The sequence below is a fragment of the Microbacterium meiriae genome, from assembly GCF_040686935.1.
Lineage (GTDB): Bacteria > Actinomycetota > Actinomycetes > Actinomycetales > Microbacteriaceae > Microbacterium > Microbacterium meiriae.
In genome coordinates, this window is sequence record NZ_JBFBMF010000001.1 from 929,664 (window position 1) to 944,581 (window position 14,918).

Here is a 14,918-nt window from a genome sequence, read left to right on the forward strand (position 1 = left end):
CCGCTCGCGCGGCCTGCATCATGCCGATGATCCGACATGCATGCTCGGTCACGCTACCACGGCCGACTGACCGGATGCCGCCTCTTCGGCCGTGCGATGGGCGAGTGCCGCCTCGGTGCGCGTGCTGACACCGAGTTTGCGCAGCACCGCCGAGACGTGCACGCTGACGGTCTTCACACTGATGAACAGGCGCTCCCCGATCTGGCGGTTGCTCAGGCCCTCAGCGATCAGGGCGAGTACCTGCCGCTCCCTGGCCGTCAGCTGCTCCGCGTCGGCCTCGCGGGGTCCGGTCGGACGTACCCCGGACGCATCGCCGAACCGTGTCAGTGCCTTCTGCAGCGGCACGTGGCCGAGTCGCTCGGCGATCGCCGTCGCCGTGGCCAGCACGGCAGCCGCCTCGGCGCGCTCTCCCGCGGCGACGTGCAGCCGGGCCCGCTCGAGCCGGAGCACCACCCGGAACGTCACCGGAACGTCGTCCCCGTCCGCACACACCAGCGCCTCGTCGACCACCGCCGGCTCCGGTTCGAGAAGGGCGTGCAGCACCGTCGACCACGCGTCGTCCTGGAGTTCCGGCGGCTGCGCCTCCCAGGCCGTCCGCACCGCCGCGACCGCCGACTCGACGTCCGCCCCGGCCGCACGCAGCGCCGTCACGAGGGCACCGGCCTCCAGGAGCAGCCGGCGCTGATGCAGCAGCGCCGGACGCTCGTCCTCCAGCATCGCCAGGATCACGTCGAGCGCTCCGCGGAGGTCGCCCTGACACTCGGCCACCGCGACCTGCATCGTGATCCGGTCGTACCAGATCTGCCGCTCCGAGACCCCCGTCTCCTCGAACGCCGGCAGCCACTCCTGCAGGGTCTCCGCGGCCTCCGCGGCCCGGCCCCGCCAGGCGAGCACCCGCACCCGGGTCATGCTCACGTACATCCGGAACACCCGCAGCGTGCCCTGCAGGAAGTCGCGGGCCAGCATGTCCTCGACCTGGTCGATCTCGCCGAGCTCGAGCAACGGCACGATCATGTTCTGCGCCATGATCGAGCCCGAGGTGCGCTCGACGCGGAGCTCACGAGCCCGGCGCAGACCCTCCTCGGCGACGGCGACGGCCTCCCGGTAGCGGCCCAGCAGCGTCAGCAGGTCGGAGTAGTTGACGCGGTAACGCATCTCGGCCGTCGATCCGGCGGCGAGGTCGCGTGCCCGTCCGTACTCGCGCACCCCCTCCGCGACCCGTCCGAGGTGCGCCAGCGACCCGCCACGGACGTTCGCGGCGATCGAGAGCTGGTCCGTCGTCGCGGCGCCCGCCGCCCGGCGCTCCGCCTCGTCGGCGAGGCGGATGGCCTCCTCCCGGTCACCCGCGATCATGCGACGACTCGCGAGCTGATTCAGCAGTTCCGCACGGAACACGTCGTCGTCGACCCGCTCGGCGAGCGCCAGCGCCTCCTGAAGCAACGGGACGGCTCCGAGACGCCCGAGGTTGACGAGGTACAGCGCCTTGTTGCGCAGCAGCCGGGCGTGCAGTCGCGGGTCGACCGTCGCCGCGTCGACCTCGCTCAGCGCGACGTTGGCGACCGCGAGCGCGCGCTCCCCGTCGCCGGCGTTGCGCAGGACCGACCCGAGCACGTGGAGGAGGTCGAGACGCGCGAAGCCCGTCGCCTCCGCCGCGTCCGGCACGAGCGGCCAGAGCTCGAGGACGAGCTCGCCGAACCGCGCCGCGCTGGCGAAGGCGTACTGGGCCTTCGCCTGCCGCATGGCGTCGGCGGCGGCCGCGATCGCACGACGATCGTCCTGCGCGAGCTGCCAGTGGTAGGCCGACGCCGCCGCGTCGTCGCCCCCGCCCTCCTCCAACGCCTCGGCGTAGGCCCGGTGCAGCCGCGCCCTCTCGCCGGGGAGCAGATCGCCGTGCACGGCCTCCCGCAGCAGAGCGTGGCGGAACCGGTAGTCGTCCTCGCCGACGACGATGATGCCGCTGCGCACGGCCTCACGGACGGCATCTTCGACACGATCCTCCGGAAGGTCGACGAGGCGCAGCAGCAGCGGATCCGTGAGCGGCCGCTCGGCGCCGGACATCACCTGCACCACCCGGCGCGCGTCGTCGCCGAGGCGGTCGAAGCGGGCGAGCAGCAGGTCGCGCAGGCTCTCCGGCAGGGGGCCCTGGGCGCACCCGGCGATCTCCTCGACAAAGAAGGGGACGCCCTCCGCGCGCACCTGCAGCCGCTCCAGCGCCGTCGCGGTCGGCGCGCGTCCCGTGATCTGTGCGACCAGCTCGCCGACCGCATGGTCGTCGAGGCGCGGCACGGTCATCCGTTCGAGCAGTCGCGCCCTCGTGGCCTCGCCGATGAACCGGCTCACCGCGTCGCCTCGGCGCACATCGTCGGTGCGGCAGGTGATGAGCAGCAGGAGGCGGCCGCGGTCGAGCGTGCGCAGCAGGAAGGAGAGGATCGCGAGGGTCGAGTCGTCGGCCCAGTGCAGGTCTTCGACGACGATGACCTGCGGCGCCAGCTCCGTGGCGGCCTCGATGAGGGAGGCGATCGCGTCGCGCAGGCGTTCGGGGCTGGTGCGGTCGCGAGCGGCGGGGGCGTCGACGAGCTCGGGCAGCAGCATGCCGAGCGCCTCGACGCCCACGCCGACCGCCTCGCGCACACGCTCCGCGCCCAGCCGCTCCACGAGCGAGCGGAGGATGCCGGCGAGCGGGCCGAACGGGGCGCGCGAGGTGCCGAGGTCGAGACACCAGCCCCCGTGCACGTCGGCCGCGGTCGCGATCTCGGCGCTGAACTCCCGCACCAGCCGGGACTTGCCGATCCCCGCCTCGCCCTCCACGAGCAGCGCGGCGGGCACACCCTGGCGCACGCCGTCGAACAGGCGGCGCATCCCGGCGAGCTCGGCATCACGCCCGACCATCGCGGCGGTGGGGGCTGGGGCCATGGATCCATCGTGCCACTGCCCGCGGACATCCGGAGGGCCGGGGAAGGACAGGACGACGCCGTCCGTCATCGGGCGACGGCCGGGTCGCACGCCGCAGTGCGCGGAGCCTGCGGCGCGGACGCTCGCGCGCGTCCGAGGCGCAGCAGCCGGCGCAGCGGACCCGCAGGACGCGGCACGATCTGGTCCGCGTGCTCGATGAGCATCCGGCGCCGGGCGACCGCGCGCTCGATCTGCTCCTGCTCGAAGACGGTGACCTGATGGATGAGGGAGGGGTGCTCGAACATGATGTCTCCTCGACGGTTCGGTGTATCCCTACACTCCGCTCTGAGGTGCCCCCTCGACATCGGACGGATGCCCTATCTTCCGCGCCCTCTCCCCGCCGACCTCCCTACGCCGACGCAGGCTCCCGCGCCGCATCAGGCTCCTGGTCCACCCACCCGCCTGAGCCCGCGCGAACGCCTGCCCTCCCAGAGCGAGCGCCGCGTGGACGGACGAGCCCCCTCCGGCACGAGGATCGCGAGCACCCGCACGAGCGTCGTCATCCACAGCAGTCCGAGCCCGACGACGACCGCCTCCACCGCGGTCACCGGGAAGAAGCGGAGCGGCCACCACAGCAGCACGGCCCCGACCACGAGCACCCCGACGGCGACGGAGGTCACCACGAGGGCCAGGGGCCGACCGGGGACGATCAAAGTCGTCGCCGCGGCAGCCCCGAGGAAGAGGAGCAGCGCCGCGACGGCTGCGATGTCGTGCGGCACGGGGGCTCGATACAGCGGCAGGAGCCCGACCGCGGCGAGAGCGAGCCCGGCCGCCGCCCACAGCACGACCACGGTCGCGATCCGGGACAGCGCGTGGTCCCCGAGCAGCCGATGCAGATCGCGACCGATGTACGAGCCGACGGTGGCGACCAGCAGCCCGGCGACGACGAGGGTGCCGTTGAACGCCCACCCCACCCCGAGCTGCGAGAAGTTCTCCTCCCACCACCGGGGGTCGACGGCGGTCACCATCGCGAACAGCGTGCCGATCACGAGGAACCCGAACAGGAGCCCGGCGAGGTCCGCGGTCCGGAGCCCGATTCCCGCACCGAAGGCGAGTCGTCCGCCGACCGCGGCCGCGACCCCCGTGAGCAGCCCGCCGCCGATGGCTCCGAGCGCGAGGCCGCGCAGGCCCGCCGCGAGCACCTCGGCCGTGAGCAGCACACCCATCGCCGTCACCGCCCCGAACGCGACGGTGAGGGCGGCGGCCGAGAGGCGCGACACGACCCGTTGCCAGCGCGGCATCGCGGCTGCCTCATCGCGACGGTGCAGGAGAGTGCTGACGACGAAGGCCAGGGCCGCGACACCGCCGGCGACCCCCGCAGCGGGCAGCGCCAGTCCTCCCTCACCCGTCAGCGGCCGCGGCGGGCCGGCGAGGAGCAACGCCCCGGCGAGAGCTCCCCCGACGAAGCAGACCACGGTCGCGAGCACGGCACGCCCCTCGCCGCGCAGACGCTCCCTCGTGTCCATGCGCCCATGCAAGCACGCCCCTCCGACGCCCGCAGCCCTCACACGCGACGAGGCCCGGGCCGCGCGCAGCGGTCCCGGGCCTCGAAGAGGATGCGTCAGGCGTCCACGTCACCGCGCCAGGCGCCGGTCTCGACGCCACGGCCCTCGATGAACTCCTTGAAGTTCTTCAGGTCCTTCTTCACCGCGTGGGATCCGGCGCCGACCAGGGCACCGACCTTCTCCAGCAGTCCCTCCGGCGCCCAGTCGAGCTGGACGGTCACACGCGTGGTGTTCTCGTCGAGCTTGTGGAACGTCACGACGCCCGCGTGCTCGGTCTCGCCGCCGACGCTGTTCCACGCGACGCGCTCATCCGGGTGCTGCTCGGTGATCTCGGCGTCGAACTCACGCTCCGCGCCCGCCACGTTCACCTTCCAGTGCGTGTGGGTCGCGTCGATCTGCGTGATGGAGACGACCTCGTCGAGGAACTTCGGGAAGCTCTCGAACTGCGTCCACTGGTTGTACGCCGTGCGGACGGGAACGTCGACGTCGATGGTCTCGATGATCTGCACCATGGGGATGCTCCTCACTTGTTCGTCGTTCGTGTGCTTCCATTCAGCCCGCTGCGGGCGAGATCGGCGATGGGGTTGACATCGGCGCGACTACCGTGGAGGTCATGCGCATCCCCGCCGCGATCCGCGCCTCCCAGCGCTCCCCCCTGCTGCAGGTGGTGAAGTCGGCCGCGGCGACCATCGCCGCGTGGTTGATCGCGGGCTTGGTCTTCCCCGGGCAGCTGCCGGTGTTCGCCGCGATCGCCGCGCTGCTGGTCGTGCAGCCCAGCGTCAACCAGTCGCTGTCGAAGGCGCTGGAGCGCAGCATCGGCGTGATCGTCGGCGTGGTGATCGCCGTCGGCCTCGGCCTGCTCCTCGGCTCGCCGAGCTGGATCGTGCTGCTCGCGATCGTCGTCGCGATGCTCGTGGCATGGATCTTCCGGGCGTCCCCCGGCACCGGCAACCAGGTCGCGATCTCGGCGATGCTCGTGCTGGCGCTCGGGTCGTCGAGTCCGGAGTACGCGATCGCCCGGATCGGGGAGACCCTCATCGGGGTGGTGATCGGCATCGTCGTGAATGCGCTGATCGTGCCGCCGGTGCTCGTCGAGCCGGCGCGGCGGGACGTGGGGCTGCTCGGACGGGAGCTCGCCGCGAGCCTCGACCGTCTCGCGGACGCCCTGCCCGCCCCGCAGACTCCGGCGCGGTTGCAGGAGCTCATGCTCGAGGTGCGGCTGCTGCGACCCATGAAGGACGCCGCCGAAGCCGCGATCGCCGCCGGGGAGGAGTCGCTCACGCTGAACCCCCGGCGCTCGACCCATCGCGCCGACCTGCAGGAGCTGAGGGCGCTGCTCGACCGGCTCTCGCCCATCGTCACGCAGACCATCGGCATGACGCGGGCCTACTTCGACCACTACGACGACCGGCTCGGCGAGGAGCCCGCGGTGGCCGCGATCGCCGAGCAGCTCCGCCGGGCCGGGCACGACGTGCGTCTCGCGGTGCAGACCACGGCTCCCGCCGCAGAGCCCGAACCGCTGACCTCCGCCATCCCCGCGCTGACCGCTCCGCTCGTGATCCGTCCGCCCTCCTCGCAGCACTGGATCCTCATCGGCTCCCTCATGGAAGACCTCCGTCGCATCCGCGGCGAGCTCCTCGACGAAGACTGAGTACCGACCCACCCCCTTTCGCACCTCCCGGCCCCCTCTGTGCGTCCGCAACGGGCCGGGGCGCACCGAAAGGGGTGGGTCGGCGGGGTTACCCTGGCGGGATGACAGTGGAGGAGGCGCTGGCGGAGCTCGCGGCGCTGGAGGACCCGAAGCAGCGCGCGGCGAACGAGAAGCGCGGCGACGACCACGGCATCAACCTGAGCCGCATGCGCGCCCTCGCGAAGCGCATCAAGACGGACCAGGCTTTGGCGCGGGAGCTGTGGGCGACCGGCGAGACGTCCGCCCGGCTCCTGGCCCTGCTCGTGTGCCGTCCGGCCGACTTCACCGCCGACGAGCTCGACACGATGCTGCGCGAGACCCGGCCCCCCAAGGTGAACGACTGGTTCGTGAACTACGTGCTCAAGAAGTCGCCCCTCGCCGAGGAGCTGCGCCGGCGCTGGTTCGACGACGCCGATCCCCCCGTCGCCGCCGCCGCGTGGTCGCTCACGACGGTCCGCGTGACGAAGGACGCCGACGGCCTCGACCTGCCGCACCTGCTCGACCTGATCGACCGCGACCTGCAGCAGGCCCCGCCGCGCCTGCAGTGGGCCATGAACGAGACCCTCGCGAACATCGGCATCTTCCATCCGGACCTGCGGGGACGGGCGGTGGAGATCGGAGAACGGCTCCAGGTGCTGGCCGACTACCCCACCGCCCCCGGCTGCACCTCGCCCTTCGCACCCCTCTGGATCGGGGAGATCGTCCGGCGTCGCGAGGGCTGAGTACGCTGAGCGGATGAGCACCCACATCGCCGCGGAACCCGGTCAGATCGCCCCCGTCGTCCTGTTCCCCGGCGATCCGCTGCGGGCGAAGTGGATCGCCGAGACCTTCCTCGACGACGCCGAGCTGTACTCGGAGACGCGCGGCATGCTGGGCTTCACCGGCACCTGGGAGGGGCATCGGGTCTCCGTCCAGGGTTCGGGGATGGGGCAGCCGTCGATGGCGATCTACGCGACGGAACTGTTCACGGAGTACGACGTGCAGACGATCGTCCGGGTCGGATCCTGCGGCGCGCTGACCGAGAAGCTCGCGGTCCGCGACATCATCCTCGCCAACGGCGCGAGCACCGACTCCGGGATCAACCGCGTGCGCTTCCACGGCCTCGACTACGCCCCGCTCGCCGACTTCGCCCTGCTGCGCGCGGCGGTGGAGGCGAGCGAGTCGGAGCCGGTGTCGTCCACGGTGCACGTGGGGCCGCTGTTCTCGAGCGACCAGTTCTACAGCACCCGGCCGGAGCTCACGGAGCCCTTCGTGCGGCACGGCATCCTCGGCGTCGAGATGGAGGCGGCAGGGCTCTACACGCTCGCCGCGTTCCACGGGCGCCGCGCCCTCGCGATCTGCACGGTCAGCGACCACATCGTCACCGGCGAGGAGACCACGGCCCAGGAGCGCGAGCAGACGTTCGGCGACATGGTCCGCATCGCCCTCCGCGCAGCGACCTCGGTCTGAGACTGGCCCCCTCGTCGAGTAACGTTATACACTTCACAGGTCGCGCGGCGCCGGGGACGACCGCACAGGGCGGTCGCTGCTGCGCGCGATGAAGACGACTGGGGAGAACCATGGCCACGCAAGATCAGCTCAACACGCTTCTGGCGGACATCGAGCGCGACATCAACGGATTCATCGGGGCGTCGATCGTCGACCTCGAATCAGGGCTGCCGCTCGCCTCGAGCTCCGTCCGCCCCGACTTCGACCTCGAGGTCGCGAGCGCGTTCAACAGCGAGATCGTGAAGAACAAGAAGCGCACGATCGATGCCCTCGGCATCGACCGCGAGCTCGAGGACATGCTGCTGACGCTGAACACGCAGCTGCACCTGCTCAAGATGCTCGACGACGATCTGTTCATCTACCTGGCCGCCGATCGCCAGGCCACGAACCTCGCCCTGCTGCGCTCCTCGGTGAACCGCCGGGTCGCCGCCCTCGGCGCGTGATCCATGAGGCCGTGGGGAGCGGCCTCGGGAGAGGGCGACAGCGAAAGACCGGTCCCGGGGAGTGGACGATGAGGCGCCCCCGGCGCCGACGGACCGACCTGCCTCAGCGGTACCGGGTGATCTTCGCCGGTCCGGTGGGCGCGGGCAAGACGACCGCGGTCCGCGCTCTGAGCGACGTCGCGCCGGTGGACACCGACGTGCCGATGTCGTTCACGAGCGGTGACGGCAAGACCACCACGACGGTCGGGCTCGACTACGGGACCTGGCGGCCGACGCCCGAGGTCTCCATCGCGCTGATCGGCATCCCGGGGCAACAGCGCTTCGCGTCGGCACGGCAGCGCGTCTCGATCCCGGGCACCCGGGTGCTGCTCTGGCTGCGCGGCGACCGCGACACCCTCGTCGCCGACGCCGACGAGTGGCTGGACGTTCTCGCGGGCGAGGAGCATCGCGTCGTGATCGCCGTCAGCCACACCGCCGGACGAGCGATCGGCGATATCCGGCGCGCGCTCGCCGCCCCCCTCGCGCGACACGGCATCCCCGCCTCGCGCGTCCTCGCGGCCGACGCGCGCGACCGCGACAGCGTGATGCGTGTCGCCGGCGCCGCTCTCGATCTTCCGGAGGAGAAGCCACGACCGGACCCGCCCGACGGCACGACGCCGCCGCGACGCCCGATCCGTCCCGCATGCACCCCGACGTCGCCGGCAACTGGGCCCTGTGGTCGCGCATCGTCGGCCCGTCGGCGCAGACCCGTCTGCAGCAGTTGGAGGAGCGCTTCCCGGAGCTGACGACCGCGGTCCTCGGTACGGCCGATGGCCTCCACATCGCCTCGCTCGGCGTCGACCAGGACGGCGGCGAGCAGCTCGCGGCGATGAACGGCTCCCTGTTCGGGGTCGCGCGGGCCGAAGCCGAGATCATCGCCGGAGGGACGGAGCCGACCCTGTCGGCCATCGTGTCGCTGTCCATCGGAGAGAACCAGATGGCCCTGCTGAGCTTCATCCTCGCGCCGTATGGCCAGCTCCTGCTCTCGGTGTCGGCCACGTCGTCGCAGCTCGGGACCGTGATCGTGCACGCGCGCTCCACGGCGTACGAGCTGCTCACCGCGCTCGGGGTCACGGGATCGGCGACATGACGCAGATGGGATGATCGAAGCACCATGACTCCCACGCCGCGGCTCGAACCCTCTCTCGTTCCCGACGCGGCGGACCCCGACGCGGTATACCTGACGTTCGTGGAATGGGCGGAGTCGACCGGCATCCGCCTCTACCCCGCGCAGGACGAGGCGCTCATCGAGATCGTCTCCGGCGCGAACGTCATCCTGTCCACGCCGACGGGCACCGGAAAGTCGCTCGTCGCGGTCGGAGCCCACTTCGCGGCGATGGTCGGCGGCCGCCGCAGCTACTACACGGCGCCGATCAAGGCCCTCGTCAGCGAGAAGTTCTTCGCGCTGGCAGAGGTGTTCGGCGCCGAGAACGTGGGCATGGTGACGGGAGACTCCGCCGTGAACGCGGACGCCCCCATCATCTGCTGCACCGCCGAGATCCTCGCGAACCTGGCCCTGCGGCAGGGTGATGCCGCCGACGTGGGCCTCGTCGTCATGGACGAGTTCCACTTCTACGGCGACCCGGACCGCGGGTGGGCCTGGCAGGTGCCGCTCCTCGAGCTCCCACAGGCCCAGTTCGTGCTGATGTCCGCCACCCTCGGCGACGTCACCACCCTCGCCGCCGACCTGACGCGTCGCACAGGACGGGAGACCGCCTCGGTCACCGGAGTGGAGCGCCCGGTCCCGCTGCACTTCTTCTACGAGACGACGCCCATCCACGAGACCATCGACGACCTGCTGAACACGGGACAGGCCCCGGTCTACATCGTGCACTTCTCGCAGGCGGCCGCCATGGAGCGGGCCCAGGCCCTGTCGAGCACGAAGGTCGCGACGCGTGAGCAGCGGGACGAGATCGCCGCCCTCATCGGCGGCTTCCGCTTCACGACGGCGTTCGGCAAGACGCTCTCCCGCTTCCTCCGGGCCGGCATCGGCGTGCATCACGCCGGCATGCTGCCGAAGTACCGCCGGCTCGTCGAACAGCTGGCCCAGCGCGGTCTCCTGCGGGTGATCTGCGGCACCGACACGCTCGGCGTGGGCATCAACGTCCCCATCCGGACCGTGCTGCTCACCGCGCTGACGAAGTTCGACGGCACCCGGATGCGCCAGCTCAACGCCCGGGAGTTCCATCAGATCGCGGGGCGGGCCGGACGCGCGGGCTACGACACCGCGGGCACCGTCGTCGCCCAGGCGCCCGAGCACGAGACGGAGAACCTCGCCGCGATCCGCAAGGCCGGCGACGACCCGAAGAAGAAGCGGAAGATCATCCGCAAGAAGGCCCCGGACGGGTTCGTGTCGTGGGGAGAGCCGTCGTTCCGGAAGCTCATCGATGCGACGCCGGAGACCCTGACCTCGCACATGCAGATCACCAGCGCGATGCTGCTCAACGTCATCGCCCGGGGCGGCGATGTGTTCGGGAACGTCCGCCGGCTCGTCTTCGACAACCATGAGCCGCGCGCCCGGCAGCGTGCGCTCGCCCTCCGCGCCCTCGCGATCTTCCGGACGCTCCGGGAATCGGGCGTCGTGGAGACGTTCGACACGGGCGTGCCCGGAGCACCCAAGGGGGTCAGGCTCACGGTCGACCTGCAGCCCAACTTCGCGCTCAACCAGCCGCTGTCCCCCTTCGCCCTCGCGGCGTTCGATCTGCTGGACCCTTCGACGGGCTCAGGGACCCAGGAAGGCTCAGGGACCCACCCTTCGACAGGCTCAGGGACCCAGGAAGGCTCAGGGACCCAGGTGGGGACGGGGTCGTACGCCCTGGACATGATCTCGATCGTCGAGGCGACGCTGGACGATCCGCGCGCCGTGCTCAGCCAGCAGGAGTTCCTCGCGCGGGGCGAGGCGGTCGCCGCGATGAAGCGCGAGGGCATCGAGTACGACGAGCGCATGGAGCTCCTCGAAGGGATCACGTACCCGAAGCCCCTGGAGGAGCTCCTCGACGCCGCCTTCGAGACCTTCAGCGCTGCGCAACCGTGGATCCGTGACTTCGCCCTGCACCCGAAATCCGTCGTCCGTGACATGTACGAGCGGGCCATGTCGTTCGGCGAGTACGTCGCGTTCTACAAGATCGCCCGCTCCGAGGGCGTCGTCCTGCGGTACCTGTCGGACGCGTACCGCGCCGCCTCCCAGACGATTCCCGAGGAGCGGAAGGACGAGGACCTCCACGACCTCATAGCCTGGCTCGGCGAGCTCGTCCGCCAGATCGACTCCAGCCTGCTCGACGAGTGGAGCGAGCTGACCGCCGGGACCGCCGCCCGCGGCGAGACCGACGAGCCGATCGTCCCGCCCGCACCGAAGCGCCTCACGAGCAACACCCGCGCCTTCCGCACGCTCGTCCGCAACGAACTCTTCCGGCGCGTGCAGCTCGCCGCGCGTGAGGACGTGGATGCGCTGGCCGAGCTCGACCCGTCGTTCGGCGCCGCCGCCTGGTCGGACGCGCTCGATGCGTACTTCGCCGAGCACGACGACATCGGCACCGGACCGGACGCCCGCAGCTCCCGCATGCTGCTGCTCACCGAGGGTCCGACCGCCTGGACGGCGCGGCAGATCATCGACGACCCGGCCGGCGACCACGACTGGGGCATCAGCGCCACCGTCGACCTCGCCGCGTCCGACGAGGCCGGCGAGGCAGTCGTGACGGTGACGGCGGTCGACCGGCTGTGAGCGAGGCGGGCCCCGTCAGGCCTGCATGACAGCGAGCACGTTGCCCGCCGGGTCGCGGAACCACGCGATGTCCGGCCCCTGCCCGTTCCCGCGGACGATGCCGCGGGAGTCCGACGGGAACTCGTCGTCGCCGTAGATCTTCGTCTGCACGCCGCGCTCGTTGAGCTCCGCGACCGCGGCGTCGACGTCCGCCACCGGGAAGTTCAGGATCGTGAAGCTCGCCGGGGTGTGGTTCGGTTTCGCGTAGACGAGGATCGACCCGCCGCGGGGGAGGCGCAGATCGAGGAACCCCATCGCGTTGACCTCGACGTCGAGCCCGAGGGTCGTGCCGTAGAACTCTTTCGCCGCGTCGATGTCGTCGACGCTGAAACCGCTGAACGCGTTCTCCGCTGTGAAGGCTGCCATGCCCCCAGCATCCGCCTCCGCACACGCCGTGTCGAGAGGATCATCGGAGACTTCCGCGGTGGTCACCTCGCTGCCGCGACAGAGCCGCGTTCGACGATCCGGATACGCGCACTGAGGGTGACATCGCGGGCCGGCTGCCCTCGCAGCTGATGAACGAGTCCGTCGACTGCCGCCGTACCCAGCTCCTGCAGCGGCAGCTCAAGTGCCGTGAGCGCCGGAGCGAGGTACGCAGCCATCGGCAGGTCGTCCGCGGAGAGCAGCGAGACGTCCTGAGGCACCCGTCGACCGCCCACGTGCAGCGCCTTCAAGGCCCCGATCGACTGCGGGAGAGTTCCCGCGAAGATCGCCGTGACGTCGGGACGTTCGTCCAGGATCCGCTCGACCGCCGCAAAGCCGCCGGCCTCCGAGAAGTCCGCGTGCACCACGAGCGGTTCGGGAGCGCCCGCCTGCTCGGCAGCGGCGGAGAACCCGCGCTCGCGCTCACGCGCGGGGCTCAGGTCGCCCGGCCCGGAGATGTGGGCCACCCGGCGATGACCGAGTCCGTGCAGGTATTCGAAAGCGACACGGCTGGCGAGCTGAAGGTCGACCGTCACGTTGCGGCCCGACTCCGGCACCGTCCGGTTCACGAAGACGTGCGGAATGGCGGCAAGTCGGCCGGACTCGATGAGCGGGTGGTCCCGGCGGGCACTGGCGATGAGGAGTCCATCGACGCGACCGGATCCGACCAGGTCGGTGAAGTCCGCCCCGGCATCCGTCTCCGCGGTGTCCTCGGCGAGCAGGACGACGTAGCCGAGTTCATGGGCGCGCTGATAAGCCCCTCGAGCGATCCGCGCGTAGACCGGGTTCGTCAGATCCGGGATGAGGAGGGACAGCGCGCCGGTGGTCGATGCGGCGAGGGCGCGCGCACCGGCGTGGGGGGAGTATTGCAGTCGCTCCGCCGCTTCCAGCACCCGCTGGCGGGTGCTGGGGCGCACGTTGAGGGTCTCATCCCGACTGAGGATCCTCGACGCGACGGACTTCGTCACGCCGGCGAGGTCTGCGACATCGACCAGACGGACTCGCCCGCGGCTCGGGGATGAATCAGGCACGCGTCATCTTCTCATGCAGGGCTTCTCCCGCAGGGCGCGCTGGAGGACAAGGCGTCCCCCAGCGCACGGCGGGCATCGGGTCTGTGACCTCAGTCGCTTCCGCTGTAGTCCACGTAGACGGTCTTGCGCTGCGTATAGCGCTCGAATCCGTGGTGCCCGTCGTCACCCCCGAGGCCGGACATCTTCCACCCGGTGTGGAAGCCGGCGACCTCCTCCGGCCCCACCCGGTTGACGTACACCTCCCCGAACGCCAGATCGTCCGTAGCCTGCATGGCGGTACGGATGTCTGTGGTGTACACGTAGGCGGTCAGCCCGTACGGCGTGGAATTGGCGAACTGGATGACTTCCTCATAATCGTCGAAAGGCACGATCGGCAGCACGGGCCCGAAGACCTCCTGCTGCACGATGTCCATGTCGTTCGAGACCCCCGTCAGCACGGTCGGCGCGAACCAGAAACCGGGGTCCTCGTCCAGGCCCTCGGGCCGACCGCCGCCGACCTCGACCTGCGCGCCCGCGGCGACGGCGGCTCGTACCATCTCGTCGACCTTCGACCACTCCTCGCCCGAGACCTTCGGCCCCATCTGAGACTCGTCGTCCATCGGGTCGCCCACGCGCAGCCCGCGCACCTTCTCCACGAACTGGGCGACGAATTCGTCGAACACCGAGCGGTGCACGTACGTGCGTTCGTTGCAGGTGCACACCTGCCCGCAGTTCATGAACCGGGCCTCGAACGCGTCCTGCACGGCACGAGGGAGGTCTGCGTCACCGAAGACGATGAACGGCGCCTTGCCGCCGAGCTCGAGCGACACCGGGATGACCTTCTTCGCCGCGCGCTCCAGGATGTCGACGCCGGCCCTCGTCGATCCCGTCACGGTGATCATCGCCGTCGCCGGGTGATCGATCAGCGCCGTCCCCACCACGCTGCCGCGGCCGGTGAGCACGCTGAGCAGACCATCGGGAACTCCCGCCTGCTGACAGATCCGGGCGAGCGCGAGGGAGGAGAGCGGCGTCACGTCGCTCGGTTTCACGATGATGGCGTTCCCCGTCATCAACGCCGGCGCGACCTTGCGTGCGAAGATCGCCGCGGGGAAGTTCCACGGGATGATGGCGACGACGACGCCGAGAGGCTCCTCGCGCACGATCAGCTGCCGTTGCGCCGACGACGCGGTGACGACTTCGCCCTCCGTGCGGTATTTCTGGCTGAGCGCGAAGTCGAAGAAGGCGATGACCCCCTGGATCTCGCCCCGCGCCTCGGTGATGGTCTTGCCCTGTTCGGCGACCACGATCGCGGCGAGCTCCTCCGCGTGCTGTCGGACGAGTCGGACGATCTCGGCGAGCACCGCGGCGCGCTCCGCCGCCGGCCGATGAGCCCACTCGCGCTGTGCCTGCAGGGCAGCGGCGACGGCCTCGTCGACATGGCTGGAATCGGCCGAGGGGACCGTCGTGAAGACAGCCCCCGTCGTGGGGTTGGTGACGGGACGCGTGGCTTCCGTTCCGCGCCAGCGGCCGCCGACGAGCATCCGGGGTCCGTCCCCGAGAAGCGAGCCCTCGGCGAGGATGGGAGGGGAAGTGTTGATGGTCATGCGA

Annotated in this window: 14 protein-coding genes; 7 read left to right on the forward strand and 7 right to left on the reverse strand. The window is 70.9% G+C overall.

What is annotated here, in order from left to right:
- Positions 1 to 48: 48 nt before the first annotated feature.
- From AB0P08_RS04450 to AB0P08_RS04465, 4 genes are all read right to left on the reverse strand, one after another.
- Positions 49 to 2,913 (reverse strand): helix-turn-helix transcriptional regulator, encoded by a 2,865-nt coding sequence (locus AB0P08_RS04450; protein ID WP_363588312.1) that lies wholly within the window; start codon positions 2,911 to 2,913, stop codon positions 49 to 51.
- A gap of 65 nt (positions 2,914 to 2,978) precedes the next feature.
- Entirely contained in the window at positions 2,979 to 3,197 is a 219-nt protein-coding gene (locus AB0P08_RS04455; RefSeq protein WP_363588314.1) for a hypothetical protein, read from the reverse strand.
- Positions 3,198 to 3,329: 132 nt separating this feature from the next.
- On the reverse strand, positions 3,330 to 4,418 hold the full coding sequence (locus AB0P08_RS04460; protein ID WP_363588316.1) for a DUF998 domain-containing protein: 1,089 nt from the start codon (positions 4,416 to 4,418) through the stop codon (positions 3,330 to 3,332).
- Between the two features lie 95 nt (positions 4,419 to 4,513).
- Positions 4,514 to 4,969 (reverse strand): SRPBCC family protein, encoded by a 456-nt coding sequence (locus tag AB0P08_RS04465; protein WP_363588318.1) that lies wholly within the window; start codon positions 4,967 to 4,969, stop codon positions 4,514 to 4,516.
- A 101-nt stretch (positions 4,970 to 5,070) separates the two neighbouring features.
- Here AB0P08_RS04465 and AB0P08_RS04470 point away from each other — a divergent pair, with 101 nt between their 5' ends.
- The 7 genes from AB0P08_RS04470 (at position 5,071) to AB0P08_RS04500 (ending at position 11,838) form a co-directional block, all read left to right on the forward strand.
- Positions 5,071 to 6,108: an FUSC family protein gene (locus tag AB0P08_RS04470; protein WP_259951919.1), complete on the forward strand. Its 1,038-nt coding sequence runs from the start codon at positions 5,071 to 5,073 to the stop codon at positions 6,106 to 6,108.
- A gap of 101 nt (positions 6,109 to 6,209) precedes the next feature.
- The gene (locus tag AB0P08_RS04475; RefSeq protein WP_363588320.1) at positions 6,210 to 6,869 is read left to right on the forward strand and encodes a DNA alkylation repair protein; all 660 of its coding nucleotides are present in this window, start codon (positions 6,210 to 6,212) and stop codon (positions 6,867 to 6,869) included.
- Between the two features lie 13 nt (positions 6,870 to 6,882).
- Positions 6,883 to 7,596 (forward strand): purine-nucleoside phosphorylase, encoded by a 714-nt coding sequence (gene deoD, locus AB0P08_RS04480; protein ID WP_363588322.1) that lies wholly within the window; start codon positions 6,883 to 6,885, stop codon positions 7,594 to 7,596.
- A gap of 110 nt (positions 7,597 to 7,706) precedes the next feature.
- Positions 7,707 to 8,078, forward strand: coding sequence for a roadblock/LC7 domain-containing protein (locus AB0P08_RS04485; protein ID WP_363588324.1), 372 nt, complete (start codon positions 7,707 to 7,709; stop codon positions 8,076 to 8,078).
- 68 nt (positions 8,079 to 8,146) lie between these two features.
- Positions 8,147 to 8,863 (forward strand): GTP-binding protein, encoded by a 717-nt coding sequence (locus AB0P08_RS04490; RefSeq protein WP_363588326.1) that lies wholly within the window; start codon positions 8,147 to 8,149, stop codon positions 8,861 to 8,863.
- Positions 8,761 to 9,207, forward strand: coding sequence for a roadblock/LC7 domain-containing protein (locus AB0P08_RS04495; protein ID WP_363588328.1), 447 nt, complete (start codon positions 8,761 to 8,763; stop codon positions 9,205 to 9,207). The genes AB0P08_RS04490 and AB0P08_RS04495 overlap by 103 nt, the downstream gene beginning before the upstream one ends.
- Before the next feature lie 24 nt (positions 9,208 to 9,231).
- On the forward strand, positions 9,232 to 11,838 hold the full coding sequence (locus tag AB0P08_RS04500) for a DEAD/DEAH box helicase (protein WP_363588330.1): 2,607 nt from the start codon (positions 9,232 to 9,234) through the stop codon (positions 11,836 to 11,838).
- Positions 11,839 to 11,853: 15 nt separating this feature from the next.
- On the opposite strand, the gene AB0P08_RS04505 is transcribed toward AB0P08_RS04500, so the two are convergent.
- From AB0P08_RS04505 to AB0P08_RS04515, 3 genes are all read right to left on the reverse strand, one after another.
- Positions 11,854 to 12,243, reverse strand: coding sequence for a VOC family protein (locus AB0P08_RS04505; RefSeq protein WP_363588332.1), 390 nt, complete (start codon positions 12,241 to 12,243; stop codon positions 11,854 to 11,856).
- Between the two features lie 62 nt (positions 12,244 to 12,305).
- On the reverse strand, positions 12,306 to 13,331 hold the full coding sequence (locus AB0P08_RS04510) for a LacI family DNA-binding transcriptional regulator (RefSeq protein ID WP_363588334.1): 1,026 nt from the start codon (positions 13,329 to 13,331) through the stop codon (positions 12,306 to 12,308).
- An 89-nt stretch (positions 13,332 to 13,420) separates the two neighbouring features.
- Positions 13,421 to 14,914 (reverse strand): aldehyde dehydrogenase family protein, encoded by a 1,494-nt coding sequence (locus AB0P08_RS04515; RefSeq protein WP_363588336.1) that lies wholly within the window; start codon positions 14,912 to 14,914, stop codon positions 13,421 to 13,423.
- Between the last annotated feature and the right edge of the window lie 4 nt (positions 14,915 to 14,918).